We start from the raw sequence: 20611 nt of genomic DNA on the forward strand, positions 1-20611 counted from the left end.
GCATTGGGAATTGGGCATTGGGCATTGGGAATTGGGTATAAAAAAGCCCCCAGTCCCCAGTCCCCAGTCCCCAGTCCCCAGTCCCCAGTACCTAATCCTAAAAAGAAATGATCAAATAATTATTTTGAAACTTAGCCCCAGTTATGGGTTTACCACTGAGTGCTGGAGGTAAAAACACGTTGCGCCGTTGGTCGCCTGCTTCCACAGTGACTTCTGGCCCGTACTGGGTGAGTTTGACCTGTTTTTTATCAAAGCCAGGTAAAAACAAGCGTACCTGGAGGTTATGAACATCAATAGTGATGGGAGTGGGGGCTTGTAGGGCTTGTTCTACAAAATTGGGCATCGCATCTATTAATGGTTGCCAATTACCACTCTCTAAATCAGGCACAACATTCACACTTAAGGGTGTAAATTCTGCTGATAAGTTGGTGTGAGGTTGGGAGGAGATTTGGATGACACCGCCGACTGTTAAACCAACTTGTTGTGCGCCACCCCAGAGATAGCGAATGCTGGCTACTTCCAAGGGGTCTCCGGTAGTCACCAAAAAGGCGGCTACGCGCTGGGGGTCAGCTAAAGCCGCTTTTCCTTTATCTAGGAAATTATTGATTTGATTCGTTGGTTGAGCAAAATTATCTGCTGTCCAGTTGAAATTGAAAAAACTGCTAATTAGCGGTTGAATCAAGGGTGATTCGGCAATACTTCTGCCTAAATCCGAGTTGACTATTAATTGTCGGAATCGTCGGACATACCAGCTTAAAGATTCTGGCATCCCCAGCATTCGCAGGGTGAAAGAATCACCTGTGCCGTTGTAAACGATCGCATCATACTTGCCACTGGCATCATATTCACGGATGGCATTAAGGGCAAGGGCATGATCCATTCCTGGTAATACTACCAGTTCTTGACCGTAGACATCTTTAATGATGGGCGTTTTGAGGTATTGTGCCTCCAGTTTTTTCACCTCATCCCAATTGCGTTCTAGTAGTACAGAGGTTTGAAATTGTACTACTGCCAAATTAGGGGCTATTTCCTGGGGGTCTGGTGCAAGGGTTTGGTCTAAGAGAATCGGTAATATTGGTTCTGCCAATCCTGCTAGTAGTACCCGCTTGCCTTGACTTGCCAATGATTTAGCAGCCGCGATCGCTATTTTGGTACGAGCAACGCTGTTTTCGCCCAAAAATGTCAGTATCAGGGACATTATCTTGATTTCCAATTACCGCCGGTCTTTTCAATTCCAACTTAGCACTAGGCAAATACTATAAGCTTCTACCTGGGGTTTTTAATGTTAAACGGCCTTTATTTCGTCCTCAAAAAACCAAGTCGAAGTATTATCGTCAAACTGTACCACTACACCTACACCGCTACCATCGGTTACTTTATAACCTGCAATGATGCCAACTTTACCTAGTTTTTGAGCGACAACAGCAGAAACGCGATCGCGCAAACGAAACACCTTAACCTTTTGTCCGATTTCCATGCCTACATAAAACGCAATAAACCAAGAATCAGTTTAGCCGAATCTGGTACTGATCTCACAGTGATTTACCTCGATGTTAAAACTATATCAACTGCTTCCTCAGCTACTCTATGGAGTCAGCAATCATGCCAACTAGCTGATAGACTGTCATAATATTTTCGACACTCAATTCAGCTTGCTCCAGAAAACATCCTTATTGATGAATTGCTGACTCAGAACTTTCAACTCAGCACTCAACGCTTGTTTTAGTATTATGAAGAAAATATGACAACAAAAAAAGCTCTCATTACAGGAGTCACAGGACAAGACGGTTCGTATTTGGCAGAACTGCTTCTAAGTAAAGGCTATCAGGTTTTTGGATTAGTGCGCCGCTCTAGTTCCAGCAATCTTGAGCGCATTAGTCATCTGAGTGGTGAGGTGATCATTCTTTCTGGCGATCTTCTCGACCAATCCTCACTGATGGATGTGATTGCAGAATCACAACCTGATGAAATTTATAATTTGGCTTCTCAAAGTTATGTTCCTTTATCTTGGACACAACCAGCACTCACAGCCGAATATACAGCCCTTGGTGTCTCCCGCCTTTTAGAATCTATCCGTCGTTGTAAACCAGACGCTAAATTTTATCAGGCTTCTAGTAGTGAGGTTTTTGGTGAACCCGATGAATCACCCCAAACAGAACGGACAGCTTTTCGTCCCCGTAACCCTTACGGTGTTGCTAAAGCTTACGCCCATTGGATGACTGTAAATTATCGCCAAAAATATAATCTCTATACTTGCTGCGGAATTACCTACACCCATGAATCTCCGCGACGGGGTACAGAGTTTGTCTTTCGCAAAATCACCCATGCAGCCGCCCAAATTAAACTCGGTCTAGCTCATGAACTGAAATTAGGCAATCTAGAGGCGCGTCGTGATTGGTGTTACGCTCAAGATGCTGTGTCTGCTATGTGGTTGATGTTACAGCAAGACCAACCAGATGATTACATTATTGCCAGTGGTGAGACTCATTCAGTCAAAGAATTGGTAGAGTGTGCCTTTGGCTGTGTTGGTCTCAATTGGCAAGATTACGTTTCTGTTGACCCTACGTTTTACCGTCCTGACGAAACAGTACAGTTAGTTGGTGCGATTGATAAGATTAAGAAACAAATTAACTGGCAACCTCAATACTCATTTGAGCAATTAGTAGAGTTAATGGTGGAAAATGACCTCAAAAAATTGAGCAGTGATAAGTTTTAATGTGCAGCCCCACAATTACTAAGTAGGTCGGTGTAAATAATTATTGCTGGAATAAGGCAGGGAGCAGGGGGAGGAACATCCAAACCGCTTTTTGCCTACCCTATTCAATATTTACTTTATAAATAGCCTCTAAATAATTTTTCCTAATTAACTTTACTCTGTATGTATATTTCTAAATCTATTAATCGGCGGTCTTTTTTAATTAGCATGGGTGGATTAACAGTTTCACAACTATTAATTGGCTGCGCTAACAATCAACAAGCACAAATCAACATCCAATTACTCAAAGGCTCTATCCCGGCTCAAGTTGCTGATCAGTTTCGCAAAAAGCTAGAAAAACAAGTACCAGTTAAGTTTGCACCAATAGCACAAATCCAAGAAAGTTTTAAGCAGTTGCAAACTTGGCAGCAACCACCAGATAAACAAGATACAGGATGGGGTCGGTTTATCCCATTTAGACAATCCCAAGCACCACAGTTAGCAAATTTCATGACGTTGGGTGATTATTGGCTAAAAACAGCAATTGAACAGCAATTAATTCAACCGCTAGAACCCACAAAGTTCAAACACTGGTCTAACTTAGATGCTCGATGGCAACAGTTAGTCACTCGCAATGACCAAGGTTTTCCTGATCCTCAAGGCAAGGTTTGGGCTGCGCCTTACCGTTGGGGTGGGACAGTAATTGTCTATAACCAAGAGAAGTTTCGTGAGTTGGGATGGACACCACAGGATTGGAGTGATTTGTGGCGGAAAGAATTGCGATCGCAGTTTTCTTTACTCAACGAACCGAGAGAAGTAATTGGCTTGGTTCTCAAGAAATTGGGACTATCTTACAATACTGCTGACCTCAAAACAGTTCCCCAATTAGAATCAGAACTCAAAACCTTAAACCAACAAGTCAAATTCTACGGTTCTACTACTTACCTAGAGCCGCTAATTATTGGTGACACTTGGTTGGCGGTGGGTTGGTCAAGCGATATAGTACCACTTCTCAACCGTTATCCTCAACTGCGGATGGTAGTTCCCCGTTCTGGAACAGCAATTTGGTCTGATTTGTGGGTAAGTCCCAAGGGTGCAACTCAGAATGATTTCTCCGCAAAATGGATTGATTTTTGTTGGGAATCTAAGATTGTTGAACAAATCTCATTACAAACTAAGAGTAATTCTCCTATAGTCAGTAATCTGAAATCTGATAATGTCCAAGCTGCATTCGCTAGTTTGTTACTGAATAGTCAAGAGGTGTTTGCTAAGAGTGAATTTTTACTACCTCTATCAGCAGAAAGCAATCAGCAGTATGAACAGTTATTTACGCAAATGAAGGCTTAGATTTTTTTCTTAACTAGTAGAACCCAACTTATACTGAATATTCATCTGGATATTGCAAGTAGGTGGACTATTTTGAAAGTTACAGGTATAGGTGGCTAATAAATCCCCTTGATAATTAAAAACCCTCATGTTGTAATTATCTTTTCTGGCTGCACTACCTAAGCGGTTGACAAATTCATAACGTTCTACATAATCCAACAAACTCCAAATTTGCTGATTGACTACAAGGTCAACTCGATTCGATTCAGTTTGATTGCCTGGATATGCAATCCAATTGTCTAACAGTTTGTTTTGGGAAATTTCCTGTGCTAACCATAAACTAGGGGTAGTCAATTCTGTGAGTTTAATAGTGTTAGCTGTAATGACGTTACCTTGGGGATTATTGAGTAACTGTAAATTGAGGGGTACTTGTGAGGGTTGGGGAATTCCTGTTTGGGCGATCGCCGATTGATTAAATAACAGGAATATACTGCTACAAGTTATAGTTAATAATGATGGTAATTTGTAGTTAAGCATAACTAAATGTTCTACGGCTTAATAGCAACAATACGAATTCTGCGATAATCTACAATCCAAGTTCCTTGATGATAAATTTGTGTGGATAAGCATTTTTCTACTTCACTAATAACTTGGTTTTTCTGTTGGGAAGATAACCCCAGTAAAAAATCATTAGCAAACATCTGTATCCAGTTTGCTAAACTTTTTTCTGTTGTTGATAGGGGAGTAGGACGGTTAAACAAAGTGGCATAGACGACATCAAAACCATGTGTTTCTAATATGGTAGCGTATTCACTAATACTGGGGAAATACCAAGGATTTAAGGTTTCGGGGTGAGGAACGCCATTGGCAATTAAAGCCTTGTATAAAGCTGTGGTAATTGCTTGCACATTACCTTTACCGCCAAATTCAGCGACAAATCTACCTCCTGGTTTGAGTGCTTGATATATGTAGTGTGTCACAGAGGTTGGGGGTTGAATCCAATGCAGTGCAGCATTAGAAAATACTGCATCTAATGGTTGTTCGACAATGAAGTTACGGGCATCAGCCACATCAAAACTCACATGGGGATAATTTTGTCTTGCTTTTGCAATCATGGTGACGGCACTATCAATTCCCCTAACTTCAGCCCCCGACTCGGCAATTTTTGCTGTTAACTGTCCCGTTCCACAGCCTAAATCTAAGATCAATTCTCCTGCTTGGGGAGCGAGTAAGTTTAATAATTCTTCGCCATATTGCCAAACGAAGTGATGTTGATGCTCATACAAATCTGCATTCCAAATATTTTGGGATGTCACAAAGTTATTCATATCTGTTGTTAATTTTTTGGTGACTGTTTAATCATTAGGTTAAAAAAGATTTTTAATAATGTCCAATATATTTTTGTGCTATTACTAATACTTAAAATATATGATTAACTGTCAAAGATGGAATTACGACACCTGCGGTATTTTGTCACCGTGGCGGAAGAACTGCACTTTGGCAGGGCAGCAGAAAAATTGCATATTGCCCAACCTCCCCTAAGTCAACAAATTCGCCAACTAGAAGCAGAATTAGGCTTTGAACTGTTTCATCGCACAAAACGTAATGTGCAGTTAACAGATGCTGGACAAATTTTCTTGGGGGAAGTGCAGCAAATTATGAAACAGTTGCAACAGGCGATTAATTTAGGACGACAAACTAGTAGGGGTGAACTGGGAAAATTAGTTGTAGGTTTTGTCAGTTCGGCTGCGTATAGTATTTTGCCGGAAATTTTGCGCTGTTTTCGAGAACAAGTCCCTGGTGTGAGTTTAGAATTGCATGAACTGACTACAGACCAGCAATTAGAATGGTTGCAGTCAGGTCGTATGGATGTGGGATTTATCCGTCCACCAGTAGAAGATGATACCTTGATCTGGGAGACGGTGTTTCAAGAGTCTTTGATAGTGGCTTTGCCTGAAAATCATCGGTTAGCGGAACAGGTGGATATTGACTTAAGTTTGCTCACCCATGAACCGTTTATTTTATTCCCTAGAGTTTTAGCACCTGGACTTTATGACTTAATTATTAGTCTGTGTCAGCAAGCCGGGTTTAGTCCTGATGTTGCTCAAGAAGCGATACAAATGCAGACAATTATTAGTTTAGTAGCAGCAGATATGGGAGTAGCGATCGCACCAGCTTCTTTACAAAATCTCCAACGCACAGGAGTAGTGTATCGACAGATTCATCCACCTACCCCAAGAGTTGCTATTGCAATGATTTGGCGCAAAACTGAAATATCTCCTACCATACAGAAATTTTTGCAGATAGTCAGAGAATTGACATTTTCCCCATCCTAAAATGAGATGCGACTTCACAACCCACAGTAGAAGTTGATGGCGTTACCTCTCACAGATCCTATAACCCTTGATTTGCAAGGCAAATCTCTAATTTGAGTTGCAAATTTAGCATCACAGCTACGGAAGAGCAAAAAAATATCAATTCTGCATAAAAGATATTCCCAGCGATGAAAATAATAACAGAAACAAATCTGGAATTTAGTACACATACCGAGTATATAAATTCAACGTAAATCGAGGTTAATTATGAGTGTTCAATCTTTAGCTTATCAACCCACAAAAAATATTAAAAATACCAGAAAATCTCATCATCAAGAGATATCTTATTCTCGTAATCTGCTCCAAAAAATGGGAGGTAATTGGCATCAACGGGCCCAAGTGAAAACCAAAATAGATCAGCAATCTCATCCAGAACTAATATTTGATACCACAAAAGACGACTTTCGTATTGATTTACTACCTTTTAAATCCCATCCTGATTTTTTAGCAGCACCTTTAGAAATTCAAAAGAAAATTCTCTCGGCTGGATGGATAGCATATAACGAAAAAACCATCGATATTGAGTCAAAAGTAATTACCCCTGCCTGTAACCATATCATTTATAGAAATATACCAGGGGTAGATGATGGAATTAGCCAAGAAATTGCTAGTGAAACATTAGTAGACGAAGCTTATCATGTACTATTGGTCATTAACGCTTGTCGTATGACTAGAGAAAACCGAGGGTTACAGTCATTACGGTTGCCAGAGTTTAACCTTGTGAGAAATATGCAAATTGAACAAGATTGCTATGCTGAAACTTGGCAAAAAACACTTGTGCAAGTAGCAACAGCAATTGTTTCCGAAGTTTTTATCAGCGACTATTTAGATTTACTGGCTAATGATACGACTATCCAGCCATTTAACCGAGTTACTGTTGCTACACATAAACGTGATGAACTAGCTCATGCTGGGATATTTAAGCATTTAGCAAAATGTATTTATAGTGAGCTAAATCAACAACAAAAAGAATTTTTTATAGAAGTTCTCCCTAAACCTGTTTTATGGTTTGCCAATGTAGAATTGAGGGTATGGCAAGCGATTCTTGAACAAATTGGTTTTGCTAAGACTGAATCAGTGATTGCTGACTGTGCTGCCACTAATGAAGTTAACTTATTGCGAATTGACTATACAGAGTTAATCGATCTGGCTCAAGAGATGGGTATTTTAGAATCGCAACGGGGTATTGATAGCTTCAGCAAAGCAGGGTTATTTAATTAAATTACGTGATGGCAACTTCAGCAGGAAATTATTAGTTTACTGGGGCTGTTACCTGATATTTATAGCAATCTTGTGTATAGTTTCTCTTAGTCAAATTTTATTACGAGTCGTGAAGCGTAAAGCCCCCAAGTACAAAGCACAAAACCAAAAAGTTTTGTGCTTTGTACGTCTTTTAAGTGGGGGATATAAGCGAATGACCGAATTTATTCGGTCGTGGCGTGTGGAAGAACGGTAGAAATAGCATTAATAGCTAATTCCCGATTCTTTTTTCTGCTTAAGTATTCTGCTGCTAAGGTTTCCCCCATATACTTTTTAATGACTTCATAGGGATACATAGCAGAGTAGTACAGGATAACCAATCCTTCGCAGACACTTTGTTCAGACCTGTAAACTTCCCACCCTTCAAGAACAAACATATCTTCCTCTGTTTTGGAAGATTTTAAGGGATAGGTAAAATACTTTCCTTTCTCTTTTAGATAATCATTCTCAAGTGTTTTTATAAAATCATCAAGTGAAAGAGTAGAACATCCATCACCTAGTAATCTGATGTGTGGAGTCCCCGGCATTGGCTCAACTCTATATTCCGTTCTGGGTGGATTGCCTTCCCATGCAGCTAAAAGCTTGTCTCTGAAATTGCTCATACTAACCCCAGAACTTGAAATTGCACATCCATCCACCATCGTTTTCTGTGGGTTCTACACTGGATTCTACTGCGCCGTATTCTGCGGCAATCTCATCACATTTTTCTTTTGCCTCTGGTTTGCTGCTTGCTTCTAGATACTCGCTGCCTTCTTGGATCGTAGATTCCCCTTCTGGTAGATATTCACCTAATTCGTTATCACTAGGCTTGCTAAAAAACCAACCCATATTTAATCCTCTAAAATGTGTTATGCTGATATTGTAGCGTAAGAGGTTATCAATTGCTAGTATACGAGTTCAAGCTAAAGGGCAAACAGCAGCAGTTCAATCTGATTGATGAAGCAATCAGGACTGCTTTGTTTGTCCGTAATTCTTGCATTCGCTACTGGATGGATAACCCAAAAGTCGGCAAGTACGATTTAAGCGCATTCTGTAAAAAACTAGCTGCTAACTTTGAATGGGCGAATAAGCTCAACTCAATGGCTAGGCAAGCATCAGCGGATAGGGCTTGGTCTGCAATTTCTCGGTTTTATAGTAACTGTAAGAAAAAAGTTCCAGGTAAGAAAGGTTTCCCGAAGTTTAAAAAACGTGGTCATTCTGTGGAGTACAAAACCACAGGATGGAAGTTGTCAGATGATAGAAAATATCTCACCCTAACTGACGGTTTTGAGATTGGGAAACTTAAATTAGTAGGAACTTATGACCTGCATTTTTATCAGATAAAGGATATTAAACGTGTCCGGTTGGTAAAACGTGCAGATGGTTACTACGCTCAATTTTGTATTGCTGTTGACCGAGAAATTAAAGTAGAACCAAGCAAAAAAGTTATTGGGTTGGATGTTGGTTTAAACCACTTCTACACTGATTCCAATGGGGATAAAGTAGAAAACCCTAGATTTTTGAGGAAATCCGAGAAGGCATTAAAACGCCTACAAAAACGGGTTTCTAAGAAGTTTATGAAAGGTAAACTCCAATCCAATAACTACAAAAAAGCTAGAAATAAACTAGCGAGAAAACACTTGAAAGTTAGTAGACAGCGTAAAGACTTTGCTGTGAAGTTAGCAAGGTGCGTAATCCAGTCTAACGACGTGGTTGTTTATGAAGACTTGCAAGTGCGAAATATGGTTAAAAATCACAAATTAGCCAAAAGTATTAGTGATGCTTCTTGGTATCAGTTCCGGTGTTGGCTTGAATATTTTGGCAAGGTATACGGCAAAATAACTGTTGCTGTGCCACCTCACTGGACAAGCCAAAACTGTTCTAATTGTGGAGAAACTGTTGTCAAAACCTTGTCAACCAGAACCCATGAATGCCCTCACTGCGGAACTGTTTTAGACCGAGATGAGAATGCAGCACTGAATATTTTGGCTAAAGGATTAAGTACGGCGGGACACGTCGGAACTAACGCTTGGGAAGAGAACGACCTCTGTTTGGATCTGGTGACAGGTTCAGATAAGTTGACTCAGTGAACCAAGAATCCCCGAAATTCTATTTCGGGGAGTGTCAACCATTGTTTGTTCTTCTCACCAAGCTGGCGACGACTGTGGCTAACTCGACTGGCTCAATGGGTTTGGGTAGATGTAGCTGATACCCTTCTTGAATGGCGCGGGTGCGGTCGTCGGCTCTGGCGTAGGCTGTGAGGGCGGCGGCGGGGATTGTGCCTCCTTGTTCTGGAGGGAGCGATCGCAGTTTGCGAATTAAGGCGTAGCCGTCTTCATAGGGCATTCCGATGTCACTCACTAATACATCTGGTTGCCATTGGCGAATGATTTCTAATGCGGTTGGTACGGAATCAGCTGCTTGTACTTGGGCTTGACATTGTTCTAAAACTGTGGTCACAAAATCACGGGAATCTGCTTCATCGTCTACTACTAGCACTTTTACCCCTAACAGTGAGGGACACATGGGTAGTGGTGTGGCGTTGGTTGTGATTTGGTTGACGACTTCGTTGCTAGTGACTTTATTGACTGTTAGGAGTGGTAACTTCACTGTAAAGGTTGCACCTTGGTTTTCTCCGGCACTGGCTACATGAACTGTACCACCATGCAGTTCTACTAAATGCCTGACAATAGCTAAACCTAATCCTAAACCGCCGTGGGATCTGGTACTAGAACTGTCAGCTTGGCGAAAACGGTCAAATACGTAGGGTAAAAATTGGGAACTAATGCCAATCCCTGTATCAATGACTTGCATTTGGGCATAGGCTGTTGGTGCTTCTTTGTCTGTATCTGCAATTTTCTTCAGGTTCACTACGACTTTGCCGCCTGGGGGTGTAAATTTGATGGCATTGGAAAGTAAATTCCAAATGATTTGTTGTAATCTTTCAGGATCACCAGAAATCAGAAATTGACCGTTTTCTGAAGATAGGCAACATTGCAGGTCAATTTCTTTGGCTTGGGCAGCTAGTTGGATGTTTTCAATGGCTGATTCAATGATGGGGACGAGATTACAATGGCAAACATTGAGGCGCAGTTTACCGCGAATCATCCGTGAGATATCTAGTAAGTCTTCAATTAGTTGGGTTTGCGCTCTGGCGTTGCGTTCAATGGTTTCTAAGCCTTTGGCCGTTTGGGTTTCATTAAGTTGACGAGTACGTAACAATTGCGACCAACCAAGAATGGCGTTGAGGGGAGATCGCAATTCATGAGAGAGTATGGCGAGAAACTCATCTTTCATGCGATTGGCGGCGGTGAGTTGTTCTGTTTGCTGCTGTAGAGAGGTGATTAATTGACTGCGTTCCATTGCGATCGCAATTTGATCACAAACCGCCTGCATCATGGCTTTTTGATTTTCGGTAAAACTAGTACGAGTGCGACTACCAAAGCTCAGAGTTCCTAAGATTTTATTTTGGGCAATCAATGGTGAACAATAATAAGCACTAATGCCCACAGAACGCAGTAATTCTGTTTTGGGGTCAGTTGATGTTGCCACATTTTCGACATAAATTGATTGCAATTGATCTGCCACAGTTCCACAAACAGCTTGTCCTAAAGATAAGCACTCCAGTCCTTTGGCAACTTCCTCTGTAATTCCTTGATAGGAAGCTAAATGCATAGTTTGGGAATTTTCTACAATTAAATAGTTAAAATAAACGTCTAATTCGATTTGTTCTGCTAGTTGATGAAAGCAACTATCAATCAGTGCTAATGGTTCTCGACTAGAGAGTAATTCACTGGCAGTATTAAATAGTAATTGCAATCTTTTATAACCCAATGATAGGGCTTTTTCTACTTGTTTGAGATTAGTAATATCTTGAAATACTAATACACAAGTGGCTGGATAACCGTACATAGCCGGTAATGTATCTGCAAACACTAAAATCGACAAAATTCCGTTGGGTGTATGCCAATCTAATTCATAGCTTTCTACACGTTCTCCACGCGCCACCCGCACCCCTGGCATTTGGTCGTTGGCAATGGGATTACCTGCGGCATCTGTGTAATAATAAACGGTGTGATAATCTTCGGCTGGTATACCTTTGGGAAATTCACCTCCGGCTAATTCATCGGCGGCTCGATTGGCAAATGTTACCTTTGCTGTTCCTGGCTCAATCAATAATAGTGGTCTGGGCATGAGGTTTAAAACATATTCCAACCACTGTTGCTGATTTCTCAGTAATACTTCGTTGTTTTTGCGTTCTGTAATATCTAAAAAGGCACCTATACATCCTCTGGAGTTACCATCTTCATCAAATAAGGGGACAACATACTCTAAAAGGTTGACAACTTTACCATTGTGGTGAAATACATCTACTTCAAAATCTAAAATTTCTACACCATGCGCCGCCGCATATTGCATGGGCAGTTCTTCTGACGAAAGTTCCTTACCTCCACGGTAAACTCTAAATTGTGTGGGTTTTTCTGTGTTAGGAGCTGATAAGGAAGCATTAGCATTTGTCGATATGCCTAGATGTTTGGCAAAGGCAGGATTAACTGTAATTTTTTGACATTGGGGATCTTCTGCTATACCAATTCCTATGGGAATGACATCTAATAATGTTTGCAATTCAGTAACACGACGTTGTAAATCTTTATTGAGTTGAAGAATTTTCTGTTGTGCTTGTTTGCTTTCTCTTAAATCAAAAATAAAGGCGACTCCCTCTTGTTTATGTTCCCCGATGAGGACATAGCCAACTAATACGGGGATGCGACTACCATCTTGATGAATGTATTCTTTTTCGTAGGGGGTACAAGTTCCTTTAGGATTGTTTTGGGCTTCGGCAATTCCTTGCTGATCTAAGTAAAAATATTCTGGGGGAGTGATGTCTTGCCAATTTAATTTACCTGTGAGTATATCTTTTTGGGAGTAACCAAGCATTTCTAAAAAAGCATCGTTTGCTTGTTGAATTCCTCCGTAAATGTCACTCAAGATAATGCCAATGAGGTTAGCATCCACAAAACTTCTCAGCTTTTCTTCATAGATTTTCACTCTTTCTTGGGCGCGATCGCGCTGTTGGCTGAGAAGTTCAATAATGACTGCACTTTGCCAAATCACAATGGCAAAGATTACAATTAATATAACTACAAATACTGACAAGGCAAAGGCTGGCTCGTATTGACCGGCTCGATGTCCTGCAATGACTAACCAACCGAGAATTACAGGAAATGCGATCGCAGCTAATAATAAACGTCGTGCAATTGAGCCACCATAGCTATTGCTGATCACTATTTTCATCAATCCCTGTTCGGCTCGTCCCCATAAAATGCCTATGCACAGAACGATAAATAATAATGCTGTGTAAAATCCCATACAGGGAATCACAACGGTAGTATTCTCTAAAAAATTTGCTTTATATATGTGGCCAATGATCACTTGTAACGAAACTACAGATGTGATCAAAGTCAGTATTTGAGCATACCAGTAGTTGCGGCGATTCTGGGTGTAATTTAATAACTGTAGAGCTAAACTCAAAAAAATAAAATTTAGGGCTGTATTCCATCCCATACTCCCCTGATCTGCCAATTGCTGGGGGAAAAACCTGTCTAATCCTAAATTCCAACCCCATAAATATTGACTCTCGGTAAGGATTGCAATCACACCAACCGCTACAGCCAAGATGCTAGAAGCTATTTTGCTCTGAGTTGACTTTACACCCATCATCAACCAGAGGGAAATACCTGATAGGAGAAAGCATAAGGCGGTGTCAGCTTGTGTTGTGACTGCAATCCCTAAGAAATTTCCCTCAAACAGTTGAATATTTAGATACCAGATGACTAACACAACCACGCCCACTATCATAGCGATCGCACTTGCGCCTTTGGCAACTAAGGAATTGTTTGTGTTTTGTCGTCGCAAGCGGTTGACTCCTAACATTGAGATTTATGTAACCGCATCTATCTAATGGTTGGTTATTCTAATTCAGATCAGATTTGAATATCCTTATACATATTACTTTTATATAATCAGTTTACATCTATCTATATGCGTATTTTAAAATTCTCAAACAAGTTTTATGACTCAATGTAAAACTTATTTTTGCTTGTTCTTGGACTCTGCTACTTACTTACAGATTTGCTAGAGGTTTTGTCATCAGTCTTTTTCAGTAAAATATTAATGCAGCTCATCACAAGCCACCTCAGTTAAAATACTCTTTTTGTATATTTCTATTAGTCATATCTGATTTGTCAGCATTGGCGGTGCCTAGATCCCGGACTCCTTTGAGAAGTCAAGGATATCGTTGCTCACGAATTATTGATAATTGCCCATTTAATCTACCAGTTATTTTTCATCTGCTGATGTTCATTTTTTTTAACATAAGAATATCTTTAAAAAGAGTTTAATTCCCTATCAAATCATTTTTTAATAATCTTAATTATCGCCACACTGGCGAAGCTTCTTGTAGAGAAAACAGCAATTTATAATTAGATTTTTCACTGCTGTAACAGAGATTCTCAAAGAGCAACACAACCTACTCTTTGATGAAAGCTCAGGATTTAAACTCCTAAACTTTGTTAGTGGGGTTATTGTGAATATTATCAGAAAATTAACCCTAAATTAATCAAATCTTAAAAGATTAGTGAAAAAAATTACATTCCTACCCTTTTGAATCTCCGCGCTAGATGCTGCAAGAGGGTACAAACCAAAAAATTTAGTTCCCTCTCCTGGAAACAGGAAAGGGGTGAGGGTGCGATGAGGAAAAGACTAGTAATAATTCGATAGTTTGTGTCTAAACCGTAACTTCCCTCAGTCCTTTGTTCCTTTTTTCATGGACGCAGCATAGTAATTTGCAATTGCAAAGACCTCTTCAGACAGTTTTTAGAATGTCTACTGATTAATATTTACGTCAAAAATTTACAATAGTTAGACAAAGATAAATGCTAAAAATATCTCAAGAGGAAGTTGTGTCCAGATGATTCCAAATGTATTTAGGAAAAATTTGTTAATTTTGATACCAAAAACCACTAATATTTAAAAACATCATCATGGCATCTATACTTTTTTAGATTCAGTAAAAACAATATCCAGTATTATCAAAAAAACTGCCAATTGCGTGTGGTGTAAAAATCAACAGGGGAATGACAACATGGATTTACGTAGAGATGCTTTGCAAATCCTCAAGGAAACTAGTCGAACGTTTTATATTCCGATTAGTATTTTACCTCCAGGGTTGCAAGAGGCAGTCGCATCAGCGTACCTGTGTATGCGTGCTATTGATGAAATTGAAGACCATCCCACTCTAGACAATCCCACAAAAGCAAAATTGTTGCGTGCAATTAGCTTGACTCTACAATCAGGAGTTGACGGCTTTCCTGTGGATGCTTTTGCGGCGGGGTTTAGTGGCTACGAAGATATTTTAGAAGAAGTCACCATCAGAATTCGGGAATGGTCAATTCTAGCACCAGAAACTATTGCACCCCGCATCTGGGACGCGACGGCGGCGATGTCAGACCGGATGGCTTACTGGGCGGAAGTTAACTGGAAAGTGCATACAGAAGCAGATTTAGACCGTTATACCTTTGGGGTGGCGGGTGCAGTCGGCTTGATGCTTTCGGATTTGTGGACTTGGTATGATGGCACACAAACCAACCGCACACAAGCTATCGGTTTTGGTCGCGGCTTGCAAGCAGTAAACATTTTACGTAATCATGTGGAAGATTTAGGGCGTGGAGTCAGCTTTTTCCCCGATGGTTGGAATGCAGTAAAGATGCAAGAGTATGCACTGCGGAATTTAGCTTTAGCAGATGCCTATACCAGTAGTTTACCGGCTGGCCCGGCTTTGCAATTTTGCCAAATCCCCCTAGCTTTAGCACATGGCACAATTGAAGCTTTAGCCAACGGTAAAGAAAAACTCAGCCGCAGTGATGTAGAAGCGTTACTTCAGCAACTCAACAGTGTCAACTTAAAAGCAGGCTAATACCAATTTTGGATTTTAGATTTGGGATTTGGGATTGCAAGCCTGGGTTTACGGGTGATTCCAATCATCTCAAATAATACTATTGACACCAATTTGGTATGGTGGTTTGTTCTAGGAGAGATATCAGTGAAGAAAACTTTATTCCTCAGTCCCCCTTCCTTTGATGGGTTTGACGGTGGTGCGGGTGCGCGATACCAAGCCAAGCGGGAAATTACGTCTTTTTGGTATCCCACATGGTTAGCCCAACCGGCGGCTTTAGTCCCTGGTAGCAGGCTAGTAGATGCACCACCACACAATCAAACTGTGGAGGATGTGTTGCAAATTGCTAAAGATTATGAACTAGTGATTATGCACACTAGTACCCCATCTTTAGCAAATGATGTGCAGTGTGCAGCTGCCATTAAAAATCAAAATCCTGATGTGCAGATAGGTTTTGTGGGGGCGCACGTTGCAGTGTTACCAGATGCAACGCTGCGGGATCACCCAGTAATTGATTTTGTCTGTCGGAATGAGTTTGATTACACTTGTAAGGAGTTAGCTGAGGGTAAACCTTGGGATGAAATTCTCGGTTTGAGTTATCGGGATCAGTTTGGTAAGATTCGCCACAATGAAGAACGCCCGTTAATTCATGACTGGGATGCTATGCCCAGTGTTTTACCTGTATATGCCCGTGATTTAGATATTACTAAATATTTCATTGGCTATCTTAAACATCCCTACGTCTCCTTTTATACGGGGCGTGGTTGTCCGGCGAAATGTACCTTTTGTTTGTGGCCGCAGACTATCGGCGGGCATTTATATCGCCACAAAAGCCCGGAAGCCGTGGGAAGGGAGATGGCGCAAGCTAAAGAACTGTTTGGCGACAAGGTGCAGGAGTATATGTTTGATGACGATACTTTCACCATTGATAAGCATAGAGCGATCGCCATCAGCGAACACATGAAAAAACTCAAATTGACTTGGAGTTGTAACGCTCGTGCTAACTTAGACTACGATACCCTCAAGCAATTACGGGATAATGGTTTAAGATTACTTCTAGTCGGGTTTGAGTCGGGTAATCAAGAAGTCCTCAACCGGATTAAAAAAGGTATCAAGTTAGAAGTGGCGCGAGAATTTATGAAAAATTGCCACAAACTAGGAATCACAGTCCACGGTACTTTTATTATTGGGTTGCCCATTGAAACTAAAGAAACTGTCGAAGAAACTATTCGTTTTGCCTGTGAATTAAATCCCCATACAATTCAAGTTTCTATAGCTGCACCCTATCCAGGCACAGAATTGTATGCCCAAGCTCAAGCTAACGGTTGGTTTAGTGATCAATCTTTAGTCGCTAACTCTGGGATTCAAACTTCAACTTTGCAATATCCCACACTTTCTAGTGCAGAGATAGAAGATGCAGTAGAAAGAATGTATCGCCAATTTTACTTCCGTCCCCAAGCTATATTGCCCATTGTTTGGGAAATGTTGACTGATAGACAAATGTTAGTTAGGCGACTGCGTGAGGGTGGAGAGTTCTTTTCTTATTTAAAAGAACGTCGTAACCAAGCGGCGGCAAAAGTTGTGGGGGTTTAGAAATTGGGCATGGGGCAATGCAATTTTGGATTTTGGATTTTGGATTTTAGATCCTTCAATCCAAAATCCAAAATCACGCCTGATGTGAATTAGGAAAACCTTCTATCAAGAAAATAGCCTATGCTTAGAGCTAACAAAACTCGGTAGGAGCGGGTTAATCAAATATCATGCACAATTAACGATGATATCGGTGAACCCGCCCCTACAAATTTAGATTCTCCCCTGTGTATTTAGAGTTTATTTGTCTTAGTTAGAAACTACAGCGTGGGCTTTTAAATCTGCAAAATTACAAACTTCTAAAGCCCTAGCGTGAGTTGCTGCTAGCACCACGGGGGGAGCAACGCCAGCTTCTAGTGCTTCTTGCCAACGGGATGCACATAAACACCAGCGATCGCCAGGTTTTAATCCAGGAAAGTTATACTCAGGGTATGGTGTGCTGAGGTCGTTACCGCGTGATTTGGTAAACGCTAAAAATTCGGCGGTGACTTGGGCGCAAACAACGTGCATTCCGGTATCATAAGCACCTGTGGAACAAAAACCATCACGATAAAACCCAGTCATGGGAGAGGTACAGCAAACTTCTAAATCTGTACCCAGGACATTTTTAGCTTCTGGCATCTTTACTATTCCCTAACGAGTGCTAGTTTGCTTACTATAGGCAATTTTGCCGTATTCTAATTTAATTATGCGGTCTGCTAAATCAAAATAGCGATCGTCATGACTAATGACTAACACTGTTTTGCCTCTACTTTTTAATTCTGGTAATAGTTGAGTGTAAAAGATATCTTTAAATACTGGTCTTGATCTGCTGCCCATTCATCAAATAAATAAATCGGTCTATCTTCTAAATAAGCTGTCAATAAGGCTAAACGTTTACGCTGTCCTTGAGAAAGGGCTGTGGTGGAAAGTTGACCGTTAGTAATTTTAACTTTGTGGTCTAATTGCAGTTGCTGGAGATATTTTTGAGCTTGTTTATCTAAATAAGGATTATCTAATCCCAAGAGTTCTTCAAATAAATAAAAGTCAGCAAATACTACAGAAAAATATTGACGATACCATTCGCGGTTTTGCTCATTAATCAATTCACCATCTAATAAAACTTTGCCATCTTCAGGAATATACAAGCCTGTAATTAATTTAGCTAAGGTAGATTTACCGCTACCATTACCACCAACGATAAAAACTATTTCTTGAGGATAGATAGTCAAGTCAATGGGGCCGAGTATGAAACTACTATCTTCTTTATCTGTGTAATAGGTGTGAGTAACTTCGCGAAACTTTAAACTGTGCCAATGAGAATTAACTGCTGGTGGTTGGGTATTTACCTTTTCAGTACGGCTAGCTAAAGATAAACCTAGAGATTCGATTTTTTGTAATGCAATACTGGCTTTGCTGAGTAAGGGGAGTTTGCCAATAATATTGTCCATTGGCACGACTAAATAAGTAAAGGTCAAAATATAACCGGAGAGGGTTTGCTGATTAACTGTTAGTAAATTTGGCAGTGTAAATAAAACAAATCCTAAAGCAAAGAAAAAGATAAGTTGACCCCAACTAGAAGTTACAGCAAAAAAACTCAGTCCCGTGACATTATGGTGACGGAAATTAGCAGATGTTGACTGTAATTTATCTTCTAAAAATACTTGTCGTCGTTGATGGTGTAGTTTTAATTCTTTAATGCCTGCGGTCAAAGTTCCTAGATGCTGAAATATTTTATCCTCATCTTCCCGTGCTAAAGCCAGCATCTTTTCACCGCGATTTAAGAGCCATTGACAACTAGCGATCGCCACTACTGCTAAACTAACAACCATCAGCAAGACTATCCAAGATAGCCAAGTGATATACACTACACAACCAAAAACAATCGCCAGATTTATAAATAACGTCGGCATCTGATAAACTGCATTGGCAACAGCTTGAATATCTTCAATCAACGATGCTAACAGTCGAGAATTGCCTAACTGTTCTAAATGGCTTAACTCCGATGCTAAAATCTGACGACTCAAACGCATTCTTAACTGTAAAACTGCATTTTGCGCCAAACGAATCAACACCATTTGGGACATGATACTGGTAACAAGTGCTACTATCGCTAACCCAGCAAATCCCCAAGCAATTAAGGTGACAGGTGTAGACTGAGTGCTACTTGCAGCCGTGCTGATCAGGGCAATTAGTCCCGCACTGCTACCGCCACTCAAAAATCCGGTGATAATTGCAATCATCACCATCTGCCATGAGGAACGGATTAAAAAGGCAATTAGATTCATAAGGGATTGGGGACTGGGGATTGGGGATTGGGGATTGGGGATTGGGGACTTGTACTGAGCTTGTCGAAGTATTGGGGATTGGGGATTGGGAAAATGAGACAAGGTAGACAAGGTAGGCAAGGTAGACAAGGTAGGAGATGAGAAAAACCGTTCCCTGTTCCCTGTTCCCTGTTCCCTGTTTCCTAATGACTAATTCTTCCTTTTTGTAATATATCGATAAATATGGATTTAATTTCTTTACTACCTGATTTCCTTACACAATCGCTAAAAAATTTGGCACATTATAGTGCATTTATTAATGTTGGATGCTACTATTTGCTGCTGATTTTGTGCTTATCAGCTATTTGCTATTATTGCTATGGTGTTTATGCAGTCATAGATTTTTGCTCCCAGCCAACGACAACAGCATCAGATTTCCAACCACCGATTAGTGTTTTAAAACCAATTTGTGGACTGGATATTGATACTTATGAAACTTTAAATCTTTTTGCCTACAAGATTATTCAGAATATGAAATTATTTTCTGTGTGCGTGATGGCAACGATCCATGTGTGTCTGTTGTCAAGCAAATTATTGCAGACTTCCCCCATGTTGATATTAGTCTAGTGATTAGCGATCGCACAATCGGCACAAATCTCAAAGTCAGTAATTTAGCTAATGCTGTTACCCAAGCAAAATACCCTTTTCTCGTCCTGGCTGATAGCGATATCAGCGTTGGTTCAGACTATTTACAGCAAGTCATTCAACCCATGCAACAGGAATCTGTGGGTGTAGTTACTTGTTTATATCGTCCTGTAGTTAGGGGATGGGTGGCAATTTTAGAGGCTGTAGGTATTGCCACAGAATATCATACAGGGGTATTGGTGGCGAGAAAGCTAGAGGGGATGAAATTTGCTCTCGGCCCCACTATTGCCATTCGCAAGACGGTTTTAGAAGCCATTGGGGGATTTACCGCCATCGCTGATTATTTAGCGGATGATTTTCAACTGGGATATTTACCCACCCAAATCGGTTATCAAGTCGTGTTGAGTGAATATATTATCAATCATGCGATCGCTACAGAAAGCCTGACTGATTTAATTCAACGTCAGACACGCTGGAATTTCTGCACGAGTTTTCTCGTCCTGGGGGATATTTAGGACTGATATTTACTCAAGGTACAGCC

At 40.6% G+C, this 20611-nt stretch carries 17 protein-coding genes and 1 pseudogene; 9 read left to right on the forward strand and 9 right to left on the reverse strand.

The window, feature by feature from the left end:
• Positions 1 to 97 precede the first annotated feature (97 nt).
• Together CV014_RS13580 and petP are read right to left on the reverse strand one after the other, a co-directional pair.
• Positions 98 to 1198 carry a Get3/ArsA fold putative tail anchor-mediating ATPase NosAFP gene (locus tag CV014_RS13580; RefSeq protein ID WP_236142519.1) on the reverse strand — a complete coding sequence of 367 codons (1101 nt, stop codon included), beginning with the start codon at positions 1196 to 1198 and terminating at the stop codon, positions 98 to 100.
• Positions 1199 to 1285: 87 nt separating this feature from the next.
• Complete coding sequence (petP, locus tag CV014_RS13585; protein ID WP_236142520.1) at positions 1286 to 1477, reverse strand: cytochrome b6f subunit PetP; 192 nt, start codon at positions 1475 to 1477, stop codon at positions 1286 to 1288.
• 264 nt (positions 1478 to 1741) lie between these two features.
• Between petP and CV014_RS13590 the strand changes: the two genes are divergently transcribed.
• Positions 1742 to 2716 carry a GDP-mannose 4,6-dehydratase gene (locus CV014_RS13590; RefSeq protein WP_236142521.1) on the forward strand — a complete coding sequence of 325 codons (975 nt, stop codon included), beginning with the start codon at positions 1742 to 1744 and terminating at the stop codon, positions 2714 to 2716.
• Positions 2717 to 2878: 162 nt separating this feature from the next.
• Entirely contained in the window at positions 2879 to 4042 is a 1164-nt protein-coding gene (locus CV014_RS13595) for an extracellular solute-binding protein (RefSeq protein WP_236142522.1), read from the forward strand.
• A gap of 9 nt (positions 4043 to 4051) precedes the next feature.
• On the opposite strand, the gene CV014_RS13600 is transcribed toward CV014_RS13595, so the two are convergent.
• Both CV014_RS13600 and CV014_RS13605 read right to left on the reverse strand, forming a co-directional pair.
• Positions 4052 to 4558, reverse strand: coding sequence for a hypothetical protein (locus CV014_RS13600; RefSeq protein WP_236142523.1), 507 nt, complete (start codon positions 4556 to 4558; stop codon positions 4052 to 4054).
• An 11-nt stretch (positions 4559 to 4569) separates the two neighbouring features.
• Complete coding sequence (locus CV014_RS13605) at positions 4570 to 5349, reverse strand: class I SAM-dependent methyltransferase (RefSeq protein ID WP_236142524.1); 780 nt, start codon at positions 5347 to 5349, stop codon at positions 4570 to 4572.
• 117 nt (positions 5350 to 5466) lie between these two features.
• Between CV014_RS13605 and CV014_RS13610 the strand changes: the two genes are divergently transcribed.
• On the forward strand, positions 5467 to 6357 hold the full coding sequence (locus CV014_RS13610) for a LysR family transcriptional regulator (RefSeq protein WP_236142525.1): 891 nt from the start codon (positions 5467 to 5469) through the stop codon (positions 6355 to 6357).
• Between the two features lie 246 nt (positions 6358 to 6603).
• Positions 6604 to 7617 (forward strand): diiron oxygenase, encoded by a 1014-nt coding sequence (locus tag CV014_RS13615; RefSeq protein ID WP_236142526.1) that lies wholly within the window; start codon positions 6604 to 6606, stop codon positions 7615 to 7617.
• A 203-nt stretch (positions 7618 to 7820) separates the two neighbouring features.
• On the opposite strand, the gene CV014_RS13620 is transcribed toward CV014_RS13615, so the two are convergent.
• Positions 7821 to 8258, reverse strand: a complete 438-nt coding sequence (locus tag CV014_RS13620; protein WP_236142527.1) for a hypothetical protein — start codon at positions 8256 to 8258, stop codon at positions 7821 to 7823.
• 1 nt (position 8259) lies between these two features.
• Positions 8260 to 8484 (reverse strand): hypothetical protein, encoded by a 225-nt coding sequence (locus CV014_RS13625; RefSeq protein WP_236142528.1) that lies wholly within the window; start codon positions 8482 to 8484, stop codon positions 8260 to 8262.
• A gap of 53 nt (positions 8485 to 8537) precedes the next feature.
• On the opposite strand from CV014_RS13625, the gene CV014_RS13630 reads away from it, so the two are divergent.
• Positions 8538 to 9725, forward strand: coding sequence for an RNA-guided endonuclease InsQ/TnpB family protein (locus CV014_RS13630; protein WP_236142529.1), 1188 nt, complete (start codon positions 8538 to 8540; stop codon positions 9723 to 9725).
• Between the two features lie 34 nt (positions 9726 to 9759).
• On the opposite strand, the gene CV014_RS13635 is transcribed toward CV014_RS13630, so the two are convergent.
• Positions 9760 to 13569 carry an ATP-binding protein gene (locus tag CV014_RS13635; RefSeq protein ID WP_236142530.1) on the reverse strand — a complete coding sequence of 1270 codons (3810 nt, stop codon included), beginning with the start codon at positions 13567 to 13569 and terminating at the stop codon, positions 9760 to 9762.
• Between the two features lie 1210 nt (positions 13570 to 14779).
• Between CV014_RS13635 and CV014_RS13640 the strand changes: the two genes are divergently transcribed.
• Complete coding sequence (locus CV014_RS13640; RefSeq protein ID WP_236142531.1) at positions 14780 to 15610, forward strand: squalene/phytoene synthase family protein; 831 nt, start codon at positions 14780 to 14782, stop codon at positions 15608 to 15610.
• A gap of 126 nt (positions 15611 to 15736) precedes the next feature.
• Positions 15737 to 17182: a hopanoid biosynthesis associated radical SAM protein HpnJ gene (gene hpnJ, locus CV014_RS13645; RefSeq protein WP_236142532.1), complete on the forward strand. Its 1446-nt coding sequence runs from the start codon at positions 15737 to 15739 to the stop codon at positions 17180 to 17182.
• Between the two features lie 246 nt (positions 17183 to 17428).
• Here hpnJ and CV014_RS13650 read toward each other — a convergent pair whose 3' ends face one another.
• Positions 17429 to 17800: a DUF2237 family protein gene (locus CV014_RS13650; protein ID WP_236142533.1), complete on the reverse strand. Its 372-nt coding sequence runs from the start codon at positions 17798 to 17800 to the stop codon at positions 17429 to 17431.
• 12 nt (positions 17801 to 17812) lie between these two features.
• Positions 17813 to 19446 (reverse strand): annotated as a pseudogene (locus CV014_RS13655) (cyclic peptide export ABC transporter).
• A 6-nt stretch (positions 19447 to 19452) separates the two neighbouring features.
• On the opposite strand from CV014_RS13655, the gene CV014_RS30030 reads away from it, so the two are divergent.
• Positions 19453 to 19587, forward strand: coding sequence for a hypothetical protein (locus CV014_RS30030; RefSeq protein WP_268964667.1), 135 nt, complete (start codon positions 19453 to 19455; stop codon positions 19585 to 19587).
• A 386-nt stretch (positions 19588 to 19973) separates the two neighbouring features.
• On the forward strand, positions 19974 to 20585 hold the full coding sequence (locus tag CV014_RS13660) for a glycosyltransferase (protein ID WP_236142534.1): 612 nt from the start codon (positions 19974 to 19976) through the stop codon (positions 20583 to 20585).
• The last annotated feature ends 26 nt before the right edge of the window (positions 20586 to 20611 follow it).

The sequence above is a fragment of the Nostoc sp. CMAA1605 genome (genome assembly GCF_021596505.1).
Lineage (GTDB): Bacteria > Cyanobacteriota > Cyanobacteriia > Cyanobacteriales > Nostocaceae > Trichormus.

Excerpts from the sequence above, each read along its gene's own strand:
- CV014_RS13640 (WP_236142531.1), top strand. The coding sequence starts at position 14,780 with ATGGATTTACGTAGAGATGCTTTGCAAATCCTCAAGGAAACTAGTCGA.
- CV014_RS13620 (WP_236142527.1), bottom strand. The coding sequence starts at position 8,258 with ATGAGCAATTTCAGAGACAAGCTTTTAGCTGCATGGGAAGGCAATCCA.
- CV014_RS13590 (WP_236142521.1), top strand. The coding sequence starts at position 1,742 with ATGACAACAAAAAAAGCTCTCATTACAGGAGTCACAGGACAAGACGGT.
- CV014_RS13600 (WP_236142523.1), bottom strand. The coding sequence starts at position 4,558 with ATGCTTAACTACAAATTACCATCATTATTAACTATAACTTGTAGCAGT.
- CV014_RS13625 (WP_236142528.1), bottom strand. The coding sequence starts at position 8,484 with ATGGGTTGGTTTTTTAGCAAGCCTAGTGATAACGAATTAGGTGAATAT.
- petP (WP_236142520.1), bottom strand. The coding sequence starts at position 1,477 with ATGGAAATCGGACAAAAGGTTAAGGTGTTTCGTTTGCGCGATCGCGTT.
- CV014_RS13650 (WP_236142533.1), bottom strand. The coding sequence starts at position 17,800 with ATGCCAGAAGCTAAAAATGTCCTGGGTACAGATTTAGAAGTTTGCTGT.
- CV014_RS13580 (WP_236142519.1), bottom strand. The coding sequence starts at position 1,198 with ATGTCCCTGATACTGACATTTTTGGGCGAAAACAGCGTTGCTCGTACC.
- CV014_RS13610 (WP_236142525.1), top strand. The coding sequence starts at position 5,467 with ATGGAATTACGACACCTGCGGTATTTTGTCACCGTGGCGGAAGAACTG.
- CV014_RS13635 (WP_236142530.1), bottom strand. The coding sequence starts at position 13,569 with ATGTTAGGAGTCAACCGCTTGCGACGACAAAACACAAACAATTCCTTA.
- CV014_RS13615 (WP_236142526.1), top strand. The coding sequence starts at position 6,604 with ATGAGTGTTCAATCTTTAGCTTATCAACCCACAAAAAATATTAAAAAT.
- CV014_RS13595 (WP_236142522.1), top strand. The coding sequence starts at position 2,879 with ATGTATATTTCTAAATCTATTAATCGGCGGTCTTTTTTAATTAGCATG.
- CV014_RS13605 (WP_236142524.1), bottom strand. The coding sequence starts at position 5,349 with ATGAATAACTTTGTGACATCCCAAAATATTTGGAATGCAGATTTGTAT.